This is a genomic window from Pseudomonas fluorescens (genome assembly GCF_004683905.1).
GTDB classification, from domain to species: domain Bacteria; phylum Pseudomonadota; class Gammaproteobacteria; order Pseudomonadales; family Pseudomonadaceae; genus Aquipseudomonas; species Aquipseudomonas putida_A.
Map to the genome: position 1 here is coordinate 319,033 of NZ_CP038438.1, position 19,118 is coordinate 338,150.

The window sequence follows — 19,118 nt, forward strand, 5'->3', positions numbered from 1 at the left end:
ACAGATAACTCAAGGAGTCGATACCGATGTCCAGCACCATGGCGCAACGCGCCGATTACCCGCATTTCCAGCCGATCACCACCCGCTGGCACGACAACGATGCTTATGGCCACATCAACAACGTCACCTACTACAGCTTTTTCGATACTGCCGTGAACACTTACCTGATTCAGGTCGGTGGCCTGGATATCCACGACGGCGAGGTAGTGGGTTTTGTCGTGAGTTCATCTTGCGATTATTTCGCCTCGATCGCTTTCCCGGACCTGATCGAGATCGGTCTGCGGGTCGGCAAGCTGGGTAACAGTTCGGTGCAATATGAACTGGCGGTGTTCAAGGTCGGTGAAAGCGAGGCGTGTGCGGCGGGGCGTTTTGTCCATGTATTCGTGGACCGGACGAGCAATCAGCCGGTGCCGATTCCAGGCAGATTGCGTGACGCGCTGGAGCGTCTGGTGGTTTGAACCAGAGCAAAAAAAATCGCAGCCCTTGGGCTGCGATTTTTGCTTTCGCGCTTAACGCAACGGATTAGTCGCGATAGTAGCGGTGATGCTTGCGGTGGCCATAAGCGTGGCCACGGCCAGGGTGACGGTCGCGATAGTAGCGACGGTCGTCACGGCCGCGATCGTAATGACGACCCTCGTCATTGCTCTGGTTACCCATGTAGTTGCCCAGCGCGCCACCGGCGCCGCCACCTGCTGCGGCACCGATCAGGCTGCCGGTGGTACCGCCCATGCTGCGGCCGACCACGTTACCGCCGGCTGCGCCCAACGCACCGCCAATGGCCGCTTCGCCACGGCTGTGTTTGTTGGCGCCGACCGCGCTACCACCCGCGCCGCCCAGGGCTGCGCCAATGGTTGAACCTGTGCTGCCGCCTAAAGACTGACCGACGACCGAGCCAAGAACCCCGCCCAATGCGCCGCCCACACCTGCTTCGGTGGTGCCTCCGGCAGAAGCGAAGCCACTGACCAGGCCAAGGGACAACAAGAGAATCGAGGAGAACTTCATAGAGGAGCCTCAAAGGGATGACGGCGCCGATCCTGAGGCTGTGTAACAAGGCTGACAATCGAAATCCGACGAATAACACGACTTGTATACAATTATGCAAGTTGCTGTTTTGTATGCGGAACTTAAGCGATTTTCGCCGGTCTTTAGCTACTTCGGACAGGCCGCTTTTGAGAAAAAGCGGCCTTTTTTGTGGGCGTTGGAAGGGTGCAGGGTACAAAGATTTTTGTTGAATGTGCCACCGCTTTCGCGAGCAAGCCCGCTCCCACATTTGAAATGCATTCCAATGTGGGAGCGGGCTTGCTCGCGAAGGGGTCAGTCCAGGCAACGCTTTACGCAGATTTGGCCATGATCAACCCAGTCTCACTCGCCGCCTCCAGGCGGATCGCAATGAACTTCGATGTCGGCGTATGGCTGCCATCCCCGGTGCTTTCCAGCGGCACCAGCGGATTCACTTCCGGGTAGTAAGCCGCTGCCTGACCCGCCGGAATATCAAACGCCAGCAAGGTAAAGCCCTTCACCCGACGCTCACGGCCATCGTCCCAGATCGACACGATGTCGGCCTTCTGTCCCGGGCGGAAGCCCAGACGAATGATGTCGGCCTCGTTGGCGAACAACACATCACGCTGGCCCTTGACCCCACGGTAACGGTCGTCGAGGCCATAGATCGTGGTGTTGTACTGATCGTGGGAGCGCATCGATTGCAGGATCAGGTCTGGCAGTTGTCCGGTGGCGCGGGTGCGCTCGTGCACCAGATCCTTGGGCAGCATGTTCGCGCGGAAATTGGCCCGGCCCGACGGCGTGTTCCACTTGCGCGCGCCAGCGCTGTTGCCGAGGTAGAAACCGCCCGGGTTCTTGACCTTCTCGTTGAAGTCCTTGAAGCCCGGAATGGTATCGGCGATCAGGTCGCGGATACGCCGGTAATCGGCCACCAGCCAGTTCCAGTCCACTGGTTTGCTGCCCAGCGTGGCGGCGGCGATGCCGGCGATGATCGCCGGTTCCGAGCGCATCTGGTTCGACAATGGCTGCAACTGGCCGTTGGACGCGTGAACCATGCTGAACGAGTCTTCCACGGTGACCGCTTGCGGGCCTTCGGCCTGGATATCGATGTCGGTACGGCCCAGACACGGCAGGATAAGTGCGTCCTTACCATGGGCCAGGTGGCTGCGGTTGAGCTTGGTGCTGATCTGCACGGTCAGGTCGCAGTTGCTCAGCGCCGCGAAGGTGCGCGGGCTGTCCGGCGTGGCCTGGGCAAAGTTGCCGCCCAGACCGATGAAGACCTTGGCGCGGCCCTCGGCCATCGCATGGATCGCCTCGACCACGTTGTGCCCGTTTTCACGCGGCACCTTGAACTGGAAACGCCGCTCAAGGGAATCGAGGAACGCCACCGGTGGACGCTCGTTGATGCCCATGGTGCGGTCGCCCTGCACGTTACTGTGACCGCGCACCGGACACAGGCCGGCGCCCGGCTTGCCGACGTTGCCGCGCAGCAACATCAGGTTGGCGATTTCCTGGATGGTCGGCACCGAATGGCGATGCTGAGTGATACCCATCGCCCAGCACATGATGACGTTCTTGCCTTTGGCGTACATGCGCGCCGCTTGCTCGATCTCCACCAGAGTCAGGCCGGACTGCGCGACGATCTGCTCCCACGGCGTGTCATCGACCACGCCCAGATACTCCAGCACGTTGGCGCTGTGCGCATTGAGGAAGTCATGATCGAACACTGCCGGCGTGCCGGCCTTCTGCGCATCGCGCTCCCACTGCAGGAGGAACTTGGCCATGCCGCGCAGCACCGCCATGTCGCCGCCCAGTGCCGGACGGAAGTACGCGGTGTTGGTCGGCTTGTCGCCGTTGGTGAGCATTTCGATCGGGTGCTGCGGGTGCTGGAAACGTTCCAGGCCACGCTCTTTCAGCGGGTTGATACACACCACTTGCGCGCCGCGCTTCACCGCTTCACGCAGTGGTTCAAGCATCCGCGGATGGTTGGTGCCGGGGTTCTGGCCCCAGACGAAAATCGCGTCGGCATGTTCGAAGTCGTCGAAGGTCACGGTGCCTTTGCCGACGCCAACACTCTGGGCCAATGCCACACCGCTGGCCTCGTGGCACATGTTCGAGCAGTCGGGGAAGTTGTTGGTGCCGTAGGCGCGCACGAACAGCTGATACAGGTACGCCGCTTCGTTGCTGGCACGGCCCGAGGTGTAGAACTCGGCCTGGTCCGGGCTCGACAGCGCTTGCAGGTGTTTGCCGATCATTGCAAAGGCATCGTCCCAGGCGATGGGTTTGTAGCGGTCGGTCTGCGCGTCGTAGACCATCGGCTCGGTCAGGCGGCCCTGGTATTCAAGCCAATAGTCGCTCTGCTCCAGCAACGAAGTGACGCTGTGTTTGGCGAAGAACTTGCCGTCCACCCGCCGCTTGGTCGCTTCCCAGTTCACTGCTTTGGCGCCGTTCTCGCAAAACTTGACCATGCCGCTTTCCGGCGAATCGCCCCAGGCGCAGCCCGGGCAGTCGAAACCGCCGTTCTGGTTGGTCTTGAGCATCATGCGCAGGTTTTTCAGCGCGTTGTCGCTGGTCAACCAGGCTTGGGCCACGCTGATCAGCGCACCCCAGCCGCCGGCTGCACCTTTGTAAGGTTTGTAGCGCGGGACAGGTTTCTGGTCGGCTTGATGATGTTGGCTCACGCTTGATTCTCCATCGCTGGGCTGTAGACCCGCGGCGCATTCTTCTGCGGCAGGTGGATGAGATTGAGGTTGTGGCGACGGGCCCATTGCACGGCAAGGCCCGTGGGCGCGGACAGGCTGACCAGAGTCTGGATGCCGGCGCGTAAAACTTTCTGGATCAATTCGAGACTGCAACGGCTGGTGACAATCGCCAGGCCGCCTTCTGTGGAAATCTTCTGGCGGATCAGCCCGCCAATCAGTTTGTCGAGGGCGTTGTGCCGGCCGATGTCTTCACGGCCCAGCAGCAATTCACCGCTGGCGTTCATGAACACCGCCGCGTGTACTGCGCCGCAGTGCTGACCGAGCGGCTGAAATGCCCCGATGCGCTGGCGCAGACCGTCGAGCCAGGCAGCGGGCGGCAACGGTGCGCCGGGCAACACTTTGAGGTCAGGCAAGGCCTGTTCCACCGCCTCGACGCCGCACAGCCCGCAACCGCTGGTGCCGGCCAGTTGTCGGCGCTGTTGCTTGAGGTTCCAGAACGCGCGGTTGGCGATGGTCACCTGCGCGTATTGCGCCGAGCCCGCGCCGGTCAGTTGCAGGTCATAAATGTCGCTGGCGTCTTCGATGATGCCGCTGCCAAGGCTGAAACCGACGATGAAATCTTCCAGATCCGTCGGCGTCACCAGCATCACCGCCTGACTGATGCCGTTGTAGGCGATCGCCAACGCGACTTCCTCGGCGAGCGCGGTGCTGGCCGATTCCACGAGGGGCAGATCGCTGTAGCTGTAGGTCTGGCTGGCGGCGGGCGCGGGCGTTTCGAGTGCAGGCGCCGCGCAAGTTGGGCGCTTGGCGTTCATGGCATCACCGACGGATTGATCAACGCTAAGACTAGGCGCGGCAACTTGTCGCGTCTAATCGGTACTGTCGATCTATTGATAGATGGCGTCGATCAAGCGGCTGCCGGGTCATTGGTCGGCCCGGAACCGGGTTGGTCTGGTGTGGTCTAGGCTTGGACGTCTGGAATCCCAATCAAGGAGTGTGCGCTATGAGTCTGTTGAGCTTTGTGAAAGAGGCCGGTGAAAAGCTGATCGACCTGCTGACCCCGGGTAATGCCAATGCCAGCGAACAGTTGAAGGAACATATCGACAAGGTCGGTCTGGGCAACCCAAATGTTCAGGCGACTGTGGACGGCGACAAAGTCACGGTTAAGGGTGAAGTCGCGAGTCAGGAGGAGAAAGAAAAAATTCTTCTGACTTTGGGCAACATTGCCGGGATTGGCAGTGTTGACGACCAGATTACGGTGACAGGGCCAGTAGTGGTGGCTGCGGAATTTGTCGAGGTGAAGGCAGGTGACACGCTCAGTGCGATCTCTCTGCGGGTTTATGGCAATGCCAACCAGTACCAGAAAATCTTCGACGCCAACAAACCGATGCTCAAGGATGTGAACAAGATCTATCCGGGCCAGAAGCTTCGTATTCCGAAGTAATAACCACGCTGTGGCGAGGGAGCTTGCTCCCGTTCGGCTGCGCAGCAGTCGTGAACATTTGGGACAGCTTCACGGCCCATCGGGAGCAAGCTCCCTCGCCACAGTGATGTTGCTAGAGTCCCCGAATCAAATCGCGGTAGTCTTCAACCGCCGCAAACTCGGCGGTGTCCTTCGGCCCCTTGCGACTGTCCGGCTCTTTCACCGCCAACAAATGCGTCACGCCAAACTCCCGCGCACTACGCAGAATCGGCAACGTATCGTCGATGAAAAGACTGCGTGCCGGATCAAAATCGATATCCGCCTGCAAGGCATCCCAGAACTGCGGGTTCTCCTTGGGATAACCGTAATCGTGGGAGCTGATCAGCCGCTCGAAGTACGGCGCCAGTTCGATCCGTTCCAGTTTCAGTGAGAGGGAATCGCGGTGGGCGTTGGTGATCATGATCACCCGTTTGCCGGCTTTTTTGATCGCCTGCAGAAAGGTGTCTGCATCCGGACGCAGCGCGATCAGGTGCGCGGTTTCCAGTTTGAGTTCACGCACCGAGAGCTTCAGTTCGGCACTCCAGAAATCCAGGCAGTACCACTGCAGTTGCCCGGCATGGCGCTCGAACAGCGGCTGCAACTCCATGTCGGCCATGGCCCGGCTCACCCCGTGCAGTTCGGCGTAGCGTTGCGGCAGGTGTTCCAGCCAGAAATGGTTGTCGAAGTGCAGATCCAGCAACGTACCGTCCATGTCCAGCAGGACGGTATCGATGTCAGACCACGGTAAAGAAGGCATGGCAACGTCTCGAGCGGTAGAAAGATATCCGACACAAACAATCGGGAAAGCCGCGTTATAGTAGCGCGTTCACGCCAAGGAGCTTTGCATGCGCCAGAAACCCACTGTACTCGCCCGCGAGATTGTCGCCACCAGTCGTCTGTTTTGCGTCGAAGAACTGAAGCTGCGTTTTTCCAATGGCGTGGAACGCACTTACGAGCGTCTGGTCGGCAAAGGCGCGGGTTATGGCGCGGTGATGATTGTGGCGATGCTCGACAGCGAACACGCGGTGCTGGTCGAGGAATACTGCGGCGGCACTGACGAGTACGAACTGTCCCTGCCCAAAGGCTTGATCGAGCCGGGTGAAGATGTGCTGGCAGCGGCCGAGCGCGAACTCAAGGAGGAGGCCGGTTTCGGCGCGCGCCAGCTGGAACATCTGACCGAGTTGTCGCTGTCGCCCGGTTACATGAGCCAGAAGATCCAGGTGGTGTTGGCCACCGATTTGTACGAGGAGCGTCTGGAGGGCGACGAGCCGGAGCCGATGCGCGTCGACAAGGTCAACCTGCGTGAACTGGCGGCGCTGGCGCAAAACCCGCAGTTTACCGAAGGCCGTGCCCTGGCGGCGCTGTATCTGGCGCGTGATCTGCTGACGCAGCGCGGGTTCTTTCAGTCATGAGTGAGATGTCGATGAAGTTTTCCCATCCGTTGATGGCGCCGGTGGTTGAGCTGGCGTTGCAGGCTGGCGAGGCGATTCTGCCGTTCTGGCGCTCTGGCGTGGAGGTCACCGCCAAGTCCGATGATTCACCGGTGACCGCAGCGGACATGGCCGCGCACCATGTCATCGTCGCCGGGCTGACCGCGCTGGACTCCAGTATTCCGATTCTGTCCGAGGAAGACGCCAACATTCCGCAGAGCGTGCGCGCCGGGTGGCAGCGCTGGTGGCTGGTGGATCCGCTGGATGGCACCAAGGAGTTCATCAGCGGCAGTGAGGAATTTACCGTGAACATCGCCCTGATCGAAAACGGGCGGGTGGTGTTTGGCGTGGTGACGATGCCGACCAATGGCCGGTTCTATGTCGGCGGAGCCGGTCTCGGCGCGTGGCGTGGGGACAAAGGTGGTTCGCCGGTGGCGATTCAGGTGCGTGAGGTGCTCGCGCCCGGTGAAGCGTTCACCGTGGTGGCGAGCCGTCGGCACTCGAGTCCGGAGCAAGAGCGGCTGCTTGCCGGTCTGAGCGCCAGTTTGGGCGAGTTGCAACTGGCAAACATCGGCAGTTCGTTGAAGTTTTGTCTGTTGGCTGAAGGGGCGGCGGATTGCTACCCAAGACTGGCGCCGACGTCGCAATGGGACACCGCGGCGGCGCAGGGCGTGCTCGAAGGTGCTGGCGGCGAAGTGTTGGATCTGCAGGGCGAAGCGTTCTGTTATCCGGCGCGGGAATCGCTGCTCAATGAGTTCTTTCTGGCGTTGCCGGCGAAGGCGGCGTGGCGTTCAAGATTGCTGGAACTGGCTCGGGGGTAAGTGGGTGGATTCTCGATTCCCCTCACCCCAGCCCTCTCCCGGAGGGAGAGGGGGCCGATTGGGGGATGCTGGTGAGGTTCACCGACTTGAGCCAGTTCTACTGAATCCATAATCGCTGCCGATCTTTCAGGTCGATGCCTGACGCAAGACGCCTCGGTCAGTCCCTTCTCCCTCCGGGAGAGGGTTAGGGTGAGGGGCTGTTGACGTTCAGCGGTGCAGAACGTATTGCCCGCTGAACGTCACTGCATTCTCATCACTGCCGGCGTTGACGATTCGCGTATTGAGCGTCAACCGTGCGCGCCCATAACGCTGATACATCGCCAGAAACTTCTTCCAGACCGCCGCTTCCGGTGGCGGACAAATCGCTGTGGCATCATCGGTCACGGGCAGCGGATAACTGATCTGGCCTTCCTGAATCACGATGTGCCCGTCGTCGATGCCTTCTTCCTTCAGGCGCAAATGCAGCCAGCCCCAGCCCGCCAGCACCGCGCCACAATAGAGGCTGCCGCCGAACATGGTGCTTTTGTGATTGACGTTCGGCTCCAGCGGCAGGTGCAGGCTCAACTGCTGCTCGTGCCAGGCGAGGACCTTGAGGCCCATCTCGCGGGTCAGGGGAATGTCGTGATGCAGCACCGACTCCAGATAGCGACTGTCGCGGCTCATTCGGCTTCGTCTCCATGGGCGTTACTGTCGGCGAAATTCAAGCCGTGCTTGCGCAGTTTGTCGTGCAGGGTCTTGCGCGGAATACCCAGGGCTTCGGCGAGGCTGCGCACCGAACTGTGCGAGCGCGCCAGCTCGGCGGCAATCAACGACTTCTCGAAGTTTTCCACTTGCTCGCTCAGGCCACCACTGATGACTTCCACGCTGGTGCCGCCGCCTTCGTTTCCACTGTTATCCAGCGCCAGTTCCAGACCGAGGGCGAAGCGCTCGGCAGCGTTCTGCAGTTCGCGCACATTGCCCGGCCAGGTGTGGCGCAGCAGCAATGCGCGTTGCGCCGGTTGCAGTTCGTGAGGCGGCAAACCGTGGCGGGCGCTGGCTTCATCGGCGTAATGCTGGAACAACACCAGCGCGTCCTCGCCGCGTTCGCGCAGTGGCGGAATGCGCAGCGGTGCAACGTTCAGGCGGTAATACAAGTCGGCGCGGAATCGTCCCTGATCAGCGGCTTGACGCAGGTCTTCCTTGGTCGCGGCGATGACGCGGATGTCCAGCGGGATCAGCTGATTACCACCCAGACGTTCGACCACGCGCTCTTGCAGCATGCGCAGCAGTTTCACCTGCACGTCCATGCTCATGCTTTCGATTTCATCGAGGAACAGCGTGCCGCCGTTGGCGAATTCGAACTTGCCGATCCGGCGTTTCTGCGCGCCGGTAAACGCGCCTGGCTCATGCCCGAACAGCTCACTTTCGACCACCGATTCGGCCAGCGCCCCGGCGTTGATCGCCACGAACGGGCCGTTGCGCCGGCTCGACAAATCGTGCAGCGCACGGGCCACGACCTCTTTGCCAGCGCCGGTTTCACCGAGGATCAACACATCCGCCTTGGTCGCCGCCAGCGCGCCGATCTGCTCGCGCAGGCGCAGCATCGGCGCCGAGTGGCCGACCAGGCGTGCGCTCAGTTCGTTGCGATCGCTCAGGGCCAGGCGCAGGCTGCGGTTGTCCAGCACCAGCCGGCGCAGAGCCAGGGCGCGGCGCACGCTGTCGAGCAGCGCGTCGCTGGCGAACGGCTTTTCCAGAAAGTCATAGGCGCCGGCACGCATCGCCTGCACCGCCAACGGCACGTCGCCGTGGCCGGTGATCAGCAGCACCGGCAGCTCCGGATCCTGAGCGTGCAATTCGCTTAACAGTTCCAGGCCGTCCATGCCCGGCATGCGGATGTCGCTGACCACCACGCCGGGCCAGTCACGCTCCAGTTGCCCGGCCAGACCTTTGGCTTCGGACAGCGGAAGGATTTTCAGCCCGGCCAGGTCCAGGGTCTGGCCGAGGGCCTGACGCAGGTGCGGATCGTCGTCGATCAACACCACCTGAATGCGATTGTCGATGGTCATGCACTTCGATCCTCGGACGGTTGCAGGCTGACCCCGGGCGCACCGGCGCGCAGCCGCAGGGTGATCAAGGCGCCACCTTGCTTGTGGTTGGCGAACGACAGTTCACCGCCGAAGGCGCGCATCAGGGTTTCACAGATGGCCAGCCCCAGGCCAAGGCCCTGAGTGCGGGTCTTGGTGGTGTAGAAGGGCTCGCTGGCGCGGCCGAGGGCTTCCATGCAAAAGCCCGGGCCGTTGTCGCGAATGTACAGATTGACGCCCTCGGCGGTGGATTCGGCACTCAGCCACAGTTTGCGCGGCGGGCCTTTTTCGGTCAGCGCATCGAGGGCGTTGGCCAGCAGATTGCCGAGCACCTGACGCAAACGGGTTTCCCCGGCCTCGACCCACAGCGTGGCGGCGGGCAGGTCGCGGATCAGCTCGACTTCCATACTGCGGCGCCGTTTGGCCAGCAACGCCAGCGCATCGTCCAGCGCCGGTTGCAGGGCCACGCTTTCCGGGGCATGGCGGTCGCGGCGGGCGAAGGCACGCAGGTGAGCGATGATCGAGGCCATGCGCCCGGTCAGTTCGCTGATCAGTTTGAGGTTGCCGCGAGCATCGTCGGTGCGTTGATGATCGAGCAGTACTTCGGCGTTTTCCGCATAGCTGCGGATCGCCGCCAGCGGCTGGTTGAGCTCGTGGCTGATACTCGCCGACATCGTACCCAGCGCCGAGAGTTTGCCGGCCTGGACCAGATCGTCCTGAGCGCGGACCAGCTCCTGCTGGGCCTGTTCGCGCTCCAGCACTTCCTGCTTGAGTCGGCGGTTGAGGCCTTCCAGATCGCTGGTCCGCTCGGCCACCCGACCTTCCAGTTCACGCCGGGCCTTGGCCTCGAAGGCGATGCGTTCCAGATAATGCCGGCGACGCTGCATCATCAGCCCGAGCAACAGCATCACCACCAACAGCGTGGCGCCGCCGATTGCGACCACGGTGCGCACCGGACGGTCGATCAGCGTGCGCGGAGCAAGAATACTGACGCTCCAGCCGGTTTCGGCGATATCGACGGTTTGGGTCAGCCAGGCGCTGTCGCTGAGGTTCAGCGGACGTGGCTCGCGGGTCGGATAAGGCAGGATGGCGGTGATTGCCGAACGCTCGGTGTCGCTCAAAATGCGGGTTGAACGAAAGCGCCATTCCGGGCGCGAGGTGAGAATCACCACGCCGTTGTGGTCGGTCACCAACAGTTGTTCCGGGGTTTTGCCCCACAGGCTTTCGGTGTGATCGAGGTCGACTTTGATCACCAGCACGCCGATGATTTTTTCGCCGTTGCGCACCGCCGCGGCGAAGAAATAACCGCGTTTGGCCGACGTGGTGCCGAGGCCGAAGAAACGCCCCAGACGTCCGGCCATCGCTTCGCTGAAATACGGACGGAAAGCGAAATTGCGCCCGACGAAGCTGTCGTGTTTGTCCCAGTTCGACGCCGCGAGAGTCTGGCCGCTGGTGTCCATCAGGTACATGACCTCGGCGCCGGTCTGTGCGGCGATGTTTTTCAGCAGGCGATTGGCGTTGCCCTGGGTGACACCGTCGTCCGGTGCACCGAGCACGGCGCGCAGGGCCGGCAGGTCGCCGAGGATCTGCGGCAACACTTCATAGCGGTGCAGGGTGCCCAGCAGGTTGGCGACGTAGAGGTCGAGGGTCTGGCGGTTTTGTCCGGCCAGTTCACTGCGGTAATAGCGCTCGGCCAGATGCTCCAGCGGCCACAGTAGCGGCGCCAGGCACAGCGCCAGCAGGGCGAGGCTGCGCCAGCGGGGTCTGCGGGGAAGGGTAGGTTTCATGAGCCGGATGCGCCTGAGTGAACAGGCGCATTATGCCTAGGCTCAGGCGAAGACGTCAGCGTCCTTGAGCAGTGCGCCGACCTGATCCTTGGCCGACAGCTTCGGCGCTTCGTCCAGTTGCCAGTCGATGCCCAGAGCCGGGTCGTCCCAGCGAATGCTGCGTTCGGACGATGGATCGTAGTAGTTGGTAGTCTTGTAGAGGAATTCGGCGAACTCGCTCAGCACCACGAAACCATGGGCAAAGCCTTCCGGAACCCACAGTTGACGGTGGTTCTCGGCCGACAGGCGTACAGCAACCCACTTGCCGAAGTGCGGCGAGCTGCGACGGATGTCCACGGCTACATCGAGCACTTCGCCGGCGGTCACCCGAACCAGTTTGCCCTGGGTATTTTGCAGCTGGTAATGCAGGCCGCGCAGCACGCCTTTCTGCGAGCGCGAATGGTTGTCCTGAACGAATTGAGTGTCCAGACCGGTTGCATCCTGGAACGCCTTGGCATTGAAACTCTCGTAGAAGAAGCCGCGCTCGTCACCAAATACCTTGGGTTCGATGATCAGAACACCGGGCAGATCGGTGGTGATTACATTCATGAGGTTTTTCCAGATAGGGGTGAATGGCCGACATTCTTGCGCAAAGTGCCGGCGGATGCGAGCGCTTGAATATCTCCGGTCGGGGGTTGCGCATCCACTGCAGCAATGGCGATATAGGCACCTAATAAAATCTCAGGGGTCGTCCCATGCCGCTCGCCACGTTGATTCATCGCGCCAGTTTGCCCAGCCCGCAGGTTTCTGAAGTGCAGGCCCGGCAGTGGTTGGCCGAACATTACGGGCTCAGCGGCACGCTACAGGCGCTGGGCAGTCAGCAGGATCTGAATTATCGGGTCGACACTGAACGTGGGCGCTTTGTCCTGAAAATCTGCCGCGGCGACTATGCACTTGTGGAGTTGCAGGCTCAGCATGCAGGCCTCAAGTACCTTGCCGAGCATTCGTCGGTGCACGTGCCCAAAGTGATCCCGGCCAGTAACGGCGAGGATCTGTTGTCGCTGGAAGCCGACGGCGAGCCGGTGCACGTGCGGTTGCTGGACTACATCGAAGGCCAGCCGCTGACTCATCTTGAGCATTTGGGCCATGACGTGGTGGCCGGATTCGGTCGGTTGTGTGGCGAGATGGACCTGGCCCTGGCCGGCTTCGATCACCCGGGCCTTCAGCGCACGCTGCAATGGGACGCCCGCCACGCCAGTGCGCTGATCAGCCATCTGCTGCCGGTGATTCAGGATGAGCGCCAGCGCGCCTTGATCGCGCAAGCCGCCGAACAGGCCGAACGTCGCTTGCAGCCGTTGCAGGACAAGCTGCCGGTGCAGGCGATCCACATGGACATCACCGACGATAACGCTGTCTGGCAACACGATGCCAAGCGTCATTGGCAATTGCAGGGCGTGATCGACTTCGGTGATCTGGTGCGCACCTGGCGTATCACCGATCTGTCGGTGACGTGCGCGGCGCTGCTGCACCATGCCGGCGGTGATCCGTTTGTGATTCTGCCGGCGGTGCAGGCCTATCACGCGGTCAATCCGCTGCAACATGAGGAGTTGCTGGCGTTGTGGCCGTTGATCGTGGCGCGGGCGGCGGTGCTGGTGCTCAGTGGCGAGCAACAGGTCAGCATCGATCCGGGTAATACCTATAGTCGCGACAACCTTGGCCACGAATGGGAAATTTTCCACGTGGCCACTTCTGTACCCCTGGCGCTGATGGAAGCGGCGATCCTCACGTCAGTCGGCCAGCGTCTGCCGACGGTCGGCAGCGAGGGTTTTGCGCCACTGTTGCCAGAGCTGGTCGGGCGCGAATTTGCGCTGATCGACCTTGGTGTCCTGAGTCCGCATTTCGAGGCGGGCAACTGGGAGCAGGAGGGTATCGATCAACGACTGCTGACTGAAGCCGCTGCCACGCATGGCCTGGCGGCCAGTCGTTACGGGCAATATCGCTTGTCGCAGACGCGGCCCGACAGTGCCGTCGAACCGGAGACTTTCCCGCTGCACGTTGAGTTGCGCGTGCCGCAGGGCTCGGCGGTGGAAGCGCCGTTTGCCGGTGTGCTGCATCACGCGGCGGATGGTGTGCTGCAACTCGACGGACCACAGCTCAGCGTGCGCCTATGGGGCGTGAACGCCTCGCTGCACAGCGGCGCGGCGCTGGTCAAAGGTCAGGTGCTGGGTTCGGTCGACGGTCCGTTGAAGGTGCAGTTGAGCCGCGTTGCATCGCTGGATGCGCCATTGTTCTGCAGTCCTGCGCGCGCTGCAGCGTGGCAGGCCCTGTGTCCATCGCCAGCCACTTTGCTGGGTCTGGCCTGCGATGCCGAACCCGAGCTGGATGCGAAAACCTTGCTCGAACGACGCGACGCCAGTTTCGCCCGCACGCAAAAACATTATTACGTCGACCCGCCGCGCATCGAGCGTGGCTGGCGTAATCACCTGATCGACATGCAGGGCCGTTCCTATCTCGACATGCTCAACAACGTTGCAGTGCTCGGCCATGGTCATCCGCGCATGGCTCAGGTGGCGGCGCGACAGTGGTCGCTGCTCAACACCAACTCGCGTTTCAACTATGCAGCCGTGGCGCAGTTCTCCGAACGCTTGCTGAAGCTGGCGCCGGAAGGCATGGATCGGGTGTTTCTGGTCAACAGTGGCAGCGAGGCCAACGACCTGGCGATCCGTCTGGCATGGGCCTACAGCGGTGGCCGCGACATGCTCAGCGTGCTGGAGGCCTATCACGGCTGGACGGTCGGCGCCGATGCGGTGTCGACGTCGGTTGCCGATAACCCTCGTGCTCTGGAAAGTCGTCCGGACTGGGTGCATCCAGTCACCGCGCCGAACATCTATCGCGGTGAGTTCCGTGGCCTCGATTCTGCGCCGGATTATGTACGCAGCGTCGAAGCGCAACTGGCGCATATCGCCGCGCAGGAGCGCCAATTGGCCGGTTTCATCTGTGAACCGGTGTACGGCAATGCCGGCGGGATTTCCCTGCCGCCCGGTTATCTGAAACAGGTCTATGCGCTGGTACGTGCGCAGGGCGGGGTGTGCATCGCCGACGAAGTGCAGGTCGGTTACGGGCGCATGGGCCACTTCTTCTGGGGCTTCGAAGAGCAGGGCGTGGTGCCGGACATCATCACCATGGCCAAGGGCATGGGCAACGGCCAGCCGCTCGGCGCCGTTATTACGCGTCGGGAAATCGCCGAGGCGCTGGAAGCTGAAGGCTATTTCTTCTCGTCGGCCGGCGGCAGTCCGGTGAGCTGCCAGGTCGGTATGGCGGTGCTGGATGTGATGGAAGAAGAAAAGCTCTGGGAAAACGCCCAGGTGGTTGGCGGGCATTTCAAGACGCGGCTGGAGGCGTTGATCGATAAACACCCGCTGGTCGGCGCGGTGCATGGTTCCGGGTTCTATCTGGGGGTAGAGCTGATCCGCAACCGCGAGACGCTGGAGCCGGCCACCGAGGAGACCACGTTGTTGTGCGATCGCCTGCGCGAGCTGGGGATCTTCATGCAACCGACCGGGGATGACCTGAACATTCTCAAGATCAAACCGCCGATGGTCACGTCGCGGCGCAGTGTGGACTTCTTTGTCGACACGCTGGATCGGGTGCTCGAGGAAGGTCTGTAAACGCTGCTTTTGTGGGAGCGGGCTTGCTCGCGAATGCGGTTTTTCATTCAAAGGTGATATCGACGGATGTGCCGCCTTCGCGAGCAAGCCCGCTCCCACATGGGGGGGGCAGTGCTAATTCGATTTGTATCGGTATTTAACTGTTTTTTTTAGACTAGCGTCATTTTAAAGCATTTAAAATACGATATTTATCGGTTATAAAGTCGCCATCGCTTTGCAACCCTTCGACGGTTCCCAGGAGTCCTGATCCGATGACCACTTTGAAAAGTACCCCGCGTGACGATGGCTTCTACATGCCGGCCGAGTGGGCGCCGCAGACCCAGACCTGGATGATCTGGCCTGAGCGTCCGGACAACTGGCGCCTGGGTGGCAAGCCGGCGCAGGCCGCGCACGTTGCAGTGGCCAAGGCCATCGCCCGTTTTGAACCGGTGACGGTTGCCGTGTCGGCCGGTCAGTACGAGAACGCACGCGCACGTCTCGACGTGCCGAATATCCGTGTGGTCGAGATGTCCAGCGATGATGCCTGGGTACGTGATACCGGCCCGACGTTCGTCATCAACAACAGCGGCGAAGTGCGCGGTGTGAACTGGGACTTCAACTCATGGGGTGGTTTTGAAGGCGGTCTGTATTCGCCGTGGAACCGTGATTCGCAGGTCGGTGGCAAGATTCTCGAAATCGAGCGCAGCCCGCGTTATCGCACCGAAGGTTTTGTGCTTGAAGGCGGTTCGATTCACGTCGACGGCGAAGGCACGCTGATCACTACTGAAGAGTGCCTGCTCAATCACAACCGCAACCCGCACCTGGGCCGCGAAGAGATCGAAGCGGTGCTGCGCGACAATCTGTCGGTGGATAAGATCATCTGGCTGCCGGATGGTCTGTTCAACGACGAAACCGACGGTCATGTGGATAACTTCTGCTGCTACGTGCGCCCGGGCGAAGTGCTGCTGGCGTGGACCGACGATCCGCAGGATCCGAACTACCCGCGCTGCCAGGCGGCGATGAACGTGCTGCAAAGCAGCACCGACGCCAAGGGGCGCCCGTTCACGGTGCACAAGATGCCGATTCCGGGGCCGCTGTACGCGACCGAAGAGGAGTGCGCCGGTGTCGATCCGGTCGACGGTACGCAGGAGCGCAACCCTTCCGTGCGCCTGGCCGGTTCCTACGTGAACTTCCTGATCGTCAACGGCGGCATCATCGCGCCGAGCTTCGACGATCCGATGGACGCGCCTGCGCGGGAAATCCTGCAGAAGCTGTTCCCGCAGCACGAAGTGGTGATGGTGCCGGGCCGTGAACTGTTACTGGGCGGCGGCAATATCCACTGCCTTACCCAACAACAGCCAGCCCCGCACAAAGAGTGAGTTGAGACGTAACAGCTTGAGTTGATTCATAAATCGGCCAGGCAAAGATTAGCTTGCTACACATTCAAACAAGCCCGCGGCCCTGTTGGACTGCGGGCTTGTTTGTATCCGCCTGTCGACAAATCGGAAACCTTGGCATAGCTCTTGTATCGGACAAAGTGCACTAGGGAGAGGGGGGAACTTCAACAGTTCTGTCATATACCTTGGATAACTTAGCCGCTCACGAACGGGGAGAGAGCGCTGAAATGAACGCCGAAGTGAACGTAGTCAGCGAGCGGACTTTGCATCCCATGGCCGTCAACGGCGAATCGCTCCAGATTGTCGCGCACTTTTTGAAGTCCAATGGAACGCGTCAGATCAGGGAACCTGATCCGCGCCGGATGATGATCGAGCGCTACCCCGCTGGCCTGTTCAGCGAGGCCGAACTGGAAGCGTTATGGGCTGTGATGGAAGGATAAGAAAAACAACAGGGATTGGTAAAAGCGCTGCCGGGATGGCGGCGCTTTTTTATGCACGACACAAAAACCATTGCGAACATTGAACCTGTGGGAGGGGGCTTGCTCCCGAATGCAATCAGTCAGTGACGATGGTGTTGCCTGACATGACGCCTTCGGGAGCAAGCCCCCTCCCACAGGATTTGTGTGCATTCAGAAACTGTAGGTACCGGTCATCACCACACTGCGCGGTGCGCCTGGCTGGATCTGATATTGGCTGGTGGCCGAGGCGTAATACTCGCGGTCGGTGATGTTGTTCAGTGCCGCGCGCAAGTCCCAGTCCTTGAAACGGTAGCCGACCAGCGCATCCCAGCGGCCGTAACCCGGCAGCACGGTGGTGTTGGCGTTGTCGGCATAACGCTGGCCGACCAGGGTCAGACCGGTTTCGCCGTACCAGCCCATCTCCGGTTTCCAGGTCAGAAACAGGCTGCCGTTGTGTTTGGCCACGTTGTTGACGCGTTTGCCTTCCAGGCCGTTGTTATCCTTTTCGATGGTGGTGTCCTGCACGCCGACGCCACCGCGCATGTACCAGTTGCCGACCAGTTTGCCGGTGGCGGTCAGCTCCACACCCCGTGAGCGCTGAAGACCGGTCATGACGGTCAGGGTCGGATCGTTCGGGTCGCTGGTGCGGCGGTTGTAGAGTTCCAGGTCGTAGACCGCCAGCGTGGTGCTCAAGCGATCATCCAGCCAGTCGCTTTTCACGCCGATTTCTTTCTGTTTGGTCAGCTCCGGACTCAAGTCGTTGCTATTGCCGGCAGCCCCCGGGGTGATGCCGATCAGGCCGCCGCCGACGGGCGAGAAGGTCTTCGACCACGAGGCATAGAACGAATGATTCTGCAGTGGCGTCCAGACAATCCCGAAGCGCGGGCTGGTGCTGTGGCTGTCGCGATCCTCAGTGAGGTTCTTGAGCTGGTTGGTCGACTCGATATCGAACGTGTCGTAGCGCAAGCCGGCCAGAAGTTGCCATTGATCGTTCAGACGCAACTGATCCTGCACGTACACCGCGCGGCTTTCGACTTCGGTGTGGCTGTCGCTGAACACCTGCATGCTGCCGGTGTGACGGAGCTCGCGGTTGGGGTTGAACAGGTCGAGCGATGGCACCGGTTGTGCGCCTGGGGTCTTGCCAGTCGCGGCGTTGTACAACTTCGGATCACGGCGCTGGCTGCCGATCTCGACGCCGGTCAGCAGGCGATGCTCAAGACCAAAGGTATCGAAACCGCCTTCCAGCTCAAGGTTGTTGTAGACGTTGCGGGTGGTCAGATTCTGCTGCCAGTGCTGGCGCGCGACCTTGTTGGTTTTCGGATCGAAGCTGGTCAGGTAGGTGTTGTCGAAATCGCTGTCGAGCTTGAACACGCCGAGGGTCTGGCGCAGCTGCCAGTTGTCGTTGATCTCGTAGGTGAGTTTCGAGCGCAGGGACTGCGCCTTGTCGTCGATGAAATCGTGATCGTTGCCGTAGGTGGTGTCGCGACCGACATCCGCCGGGCGGCCATTCACACCGGGAATGCCGCGATCCGGTGTGCGGTTGTAGCGGCTGTATTCGTATTGCACCAGCCAGTTCAAGTCTGGGGTCAGTTGCCAGCTCATCGACGGCGCGAACAGCTGGCGGTTGCCGCTGACGCCGTCGCGGAAGCTGTTTTCATCCATGTTGCCCATGTTCAGGCGCAGGCTGAGGTTTTCGCTGGGGTCGGTGCTGAGGTCGGCGTACAGGCTGCGCAGGTCGTCGCTGCCGCCTTGGGCCTCGATGGTCGAACGACGACCGAACTCGGGCAGCTTGCTCACGCGGTTGACGATCCCGCCCTGGCTGCCACGGCCGTAAAGTACCGCCGCCGGACCTTTGAGCACTTCGACCCGCTCGATGTTGTGCAGGTCGCGCTTGTACTGGCTGTCGTCGCGGATGCCGTCCAGATAGAAGTCGTTGCTGGCGTCGAAGCCGCGGATACGCAGACTGTCGAAGCGCGTGTCGGCGCTGCTGCTGACGTTGGGAATCCCGCTCAGGGCGTCACCGATGTCATTGGTGCCGTAGTCGGCGACATTCGTGGTCTTGATCGAGTCGATGGCCTGCGGCACGTAACGCACCGGGGTGGAGGTGCGAGTCGCGGTGTTGCTGATCTTGACGCGCGGGTCCTCGGCTTGTTCTTCGGCGCTGATCGCGGTGGCGGGCAGTTCGGTGGCGGAGTAAGCAAAACCGCTGGACAGAAAGGCAGACAATCCAAGGGTGACAGGCGTGAGGCGGAACGGGGCAGGCATGGAAAAGCGCATCCGAAAGGGTAAGGAAATTCAAACGCGCGAATGGTAATGCTTTGCATTTGCTCCCGTAATTTATTCCTGAGAAGTTCCCCTGTCAGATTGTTTCAA

General features: G+C 61.3%; 16 protein-coding genes. 7 read left to right on the plus strand and 9 right to left on the minus strand.

Annotated elements, in window-relative coordinates; translation table 11 throughout:
* Window positions 1-26 precede the first annotated feature (26 nt).
* Window positions 27-458, plus strand: coding sequence for an acyl-CoA thioesterase (locus E4T63_RS01410; protein ID WP_097086913.1), 432 nt, complete (start codon window positions 27-29; stop codon window positions 456-458).
* A 64-nt stretch (window positions 459-522) separates the two neighbouring features.
* Here E4T63_RS01410 and E4T63_RS01415 read toward each other — a convergent pair whose 3' ends face one another.
* The 3 genes from E4T63_RS01415 to fdhD form a co-directional block, all read right to left on the minus strand.
* A complete protein-coding gene (locus E4T63_RS01415; protein ID WP_027611218.1) occupies window positions 523-1,002 on the minus strand; it encodes a glycine zipper domain-containing protein in 480 nt (159 codons plus the stop codon).
* 329 nt (window positions 1,003-1,331) lie between these two features.
* A complete protein-coding gene (locus E4T63_RS01420; RefSeq protein ID WP_135294751.1) occupies window positions 1,332-3,680 on the minus strand; it encodes an FdhF/YdeP family oxidoreductase in 2,349 nt (782 codons plus the stop codon).
* Entirely contained in the window at window positions 3,677-4,516 is an 840-nt protein-coding gene (gene fdhD, locus E4T63_RS01425) for a formate dehydrogenase accessory sulfurtransferase FdhD (RefSeq protein WP_047600939.1), read from the minus strand. The genes E4T63_RS01420 and fdhD overlap by 4 nt, the downstream gene beginning before the upstream one ends.
* A 188-nt stretch (window positions 4,517-4,704) precedes the next feature.
* Here fdhD and lysM point away from each other — a divergent pair, with 188 nt between their 5' ends.
* Entirely contained in the window at window positions 4,705-5,145 is a 441-nt protein-coding gene (gene lysM / locus E4T63_RS01430; RefSeq protein ID WP_098966705.1) for a peptidoglycan-binding protein LysM, read from the plus strand.
* A gap of 112 nt (window positions 5,146-5,257) precedes the next feature.
* Here lysM and yrfG read toward each other — a convergent pair whose 3' ends face one another.
* Entirely contained in the window at window positions 5,258-5,920 is a 663-nt protein-coding gene (gene yrfG, locus E4T63_RS01435; protein ID WP_135294752.1) for a GMP/IMP nucleotidase, read from the minus strand.
* Window positions 5,921-6,008: 88 nt separating this feature from the next.
* Between yrfG and nudE the strand changes: the two genes are divergently transcribed.
* Window positions 6,009-6,575: an ADP compounds hydrolase NudE gene (gene nudE, locus E4T63_RS01440; RefSeq protein WP_047600934.1), complete on the plus strand. Its 567-nt coding sequence runs from the start codon at window positions 6,009-6,011 to the stop codon at window positions 6,573-6,575.
* 5 nt (window positions 6,576-6,580) lie between these two features.
* Window positions 6,581-7,414 carry a 3'(2'),5'-bisphosphate nucleotidase CysQ gene (cysQ, locus tag E4T63_RS01445; RefSeq protein WP_134787543.1) on the plus strand — a complete coding sequence of 278 codons (834 nt, stop codon included), beginning with the start codon at window positions 6,581-6,583 and terminating at the stop codon, window positions 7,412-7,414.
* A 207-nt stretch (window positions 7,415-7,621) separates the two neighbouring features.
* Here the strand turns inward: cysQ and E4T63_RS01450 are convergent, their stop codons facing one another.
* Genes E4T63_RS01450 through rfbC form a run of 4 tightly spaced genes read right to left on the minus strand, consistent with a single transcriptional unit; the run spans window position 7,622 to window position 11,852 of the window.
* Window positions 7,622-8,077 carry a YiiD C-terminal domain-containing protein gene (locus E4T63_RS01450; RefSeq protein ID WP_134785197.1) on the minus strand — a complete coding sequence of 152 codons (456 nt, stop codon included), beginning with the start codon at window positions 8,075-8,077 and terminating at the stop codon, window positions 7,622-7,624.
* Window positions 8,074-9,459 carry a sigma-54-dependent transcriptional regulator gene (locus E4T63_RS01455; protein WP_097086920.1) on the minus strand — a complete coding sequence of 462 codons (1,386 nt, stop codon included), beginning with the start codon at window positions 9,457-9,459 and terminating at the stop codon, window positions 8,074-8,076. The genes E4T63_RS01450 and E4T63_RS01455 overlap by 4 nt, the downstream gene beginning before the upstream one ends.
* On the minus strand, window positions 9,456-11,264 hold the full coding sequence (locus E4T63_RS01460; protein ID WP_027611227.1) for a sensor histidine kinase: 1,809 nt from the start codon (window positions 11,262-11,264) through the stop codon (window positions 9,456-9,458). Before E4T63_RS01460 ends, E4T63_RS01455 begins: the two co-directional genes overlap by 4 nt.
* 42 nt (window positions 11,265-11,306) lie before the next feature.
* A complete protein-coding gene (rfbC, locus tag E4T63_RS01465; RefSeq protein WP_103368291.1) occupies window positions 11,307-11,852 on the minus strand; it encodes a dTDP-4-dehydrorhamnose 3,5-epimerase in 546 nt (181 codons plus the stop codon).
* Between the two features lie 146 nt (window positions 11,853-11,998).
* Here rfbC and E4T63_RS01470 point away from each other — a divergent pair, with 146 nt between their 5' ends.
* The 3 genes from E4T63_RS01470 to E4T63_RS01480 all read left to right on the plus strand — a co-directional run bounded on the left by E4T63_RS01470 (window position 11,999) and on the right by E4T63_RS01480 (window position 16,727).
* Window positions 11,999-14,911: an aminotransferase gene (locus E4T63_RS01470; protein WP_135294753.1), complete on the plus strand. Its 2,913-nt coding sequence runs from the start codon at window positions 11,999-12,001 to the stop codon at window positions 14,909-14,911.
* A 251-nt stretch (window positions 14,912-15,162) separates the two neighbouring features.
* A complete protein-coding gene (gene aguA, locus E4T63_RS01475; protein WP_007961848.1) occupies window positions 15,163-16,269 on the plus strand; it encodes an agmatine deiminase in 1,107 nt (368 codons plus the stop codon).
* A 245-nt stretch (window positions 16,270-16,514) separates the two neighbouring features.
* Window positions 16,515-16,727 (plus strand): hypothetical protein, encoded by a 213-nt coding sequence (locus tag E4T63_RS01480; protein ID WP_007961849.1) that lies wholly within the window; start codon window positions 16,515-16,517, stop codon window positions 16,725-16,727.
* Between the two features lie 189 nt (window positions 16,728-16,916).
* Here the strand turns inward: E4T63_RS01480 and E4T63_RS01485 are convergent, their stop codons facing one another.
* Window positions 16,917-19,010, minus strand: a complete 2,094-nt coding sequence (locus E4T63_RS01485; RefSeq protein WP_135294754.1) for a TonB-dependent receptor — start codon at window positions 19,008-19,010, stop codon at window positions 16,917-16,919.
* Window positions 19,011-19,118: the final 108 nt, after the last annotated feature.

Bases quoted from the DNA above. Each gene is read 5' to 3' on its own strand.
- E4T63_RS01410 (WP_097086913.1), top strand. From the start codon at position 27: ATGTCCAGCACCATGGCGCAACGCGCCGATTACCCGCATTTCCAGCCG.
- E4T63_RS01415 (WP_027611218.1), bottom strand. From the start codon at position 1,002: ATGAAGTTCTCCTCGATTCTCTTGTTGTCCCTTGGCCTGGTCAGTGGC.
- fdhD (WP_047600939.1), bottom strand. From the start codon at position 4,516: ATGAACGCCAAGCGCCCAACTTGCGCGGCGCCTGCACTCGAAACGCCC.
- lysM (WP_098966705.1), top strand. From the start codon at position 4,705: ATGAGTCTGTTGAGCTTTGTGAAAGAGGCCGGTGAAAAGCTGATCGAC.
- yrfG (WP_135294752.1), bottom strand. From the start codon at position 5,920: ATGCCTTCTTTACCGTGGTCTGACATCGATACCGTCCTGCTGGACATG.
- nudE (WP_047600934.1), top strand. From the start codon at position 6,009: ATGCGCCAGAAACCCACTGTACTCGCCCGCGAGATTGTCGCCACCAGT.
- cysQ (WP_134787543.1), top strand. From the start codon at position 6,581: ATGTCGATGAAGTTTTCCCATCCGTTGATGGCGCCGGTGGTTGAGCTG.
- E4T63_RS01450 (WP_134785197.1), bottom strand. From the start codon at position 8,077: ATGAGCCGCGACAGTCGCTATCTGGAGTCGGTGCTGCATCACGACATT.
- E4T63_RS01455 (WP_097086920.1), bottom strand. From the start codon at position 9,459: ATGACCATCGACAATCGCATTCAGGTGGTGTTGATCGACGACGATCCG.
- E4T63_RS01460 (WP_027611227.1), bottom strand. From the start codon at position 11,264: ATGAAACCTACCCTTCCCCGCAGACCCCGCTGGCGCAGCCTCGCCCTG.
- rfbC (WP_103368291.1), bottom strand. From the start codon at position 11,852: ATGAATGTAATCACCACCGATCTGCCCGGTGTTCTGATCATCGAACCC.
- E4T63_RS01470 (WP_135294753.1), top strand. From the start codon at position 11,999: ATGCCGCTCGCCACGTTGATTCATCGCGCCAGTTTGCCCAGCCCGCAG.
- aguA (WP_007961848.1), top strand. From the start codon at position 15,163: ATGACCACTTTGAAAAGTACCCCGCGTGACGATGGCTTCTACATGCCG.
- E4T63_RS01480 (WP_007961849.1), top strand. From the start codon at position 16,515: ATGAACGCCGAAGTGAACGTAGTCAGCGAGCGGACTTTGCATCCCATG.
- E4T63_RS01485 (WP_135294754.1), bottom strand. From the start codon at position 19,010: ATGCCTGCCCCGTTCCGCCTCACGCCTGTCACCCTTGGATTGTCTGCC.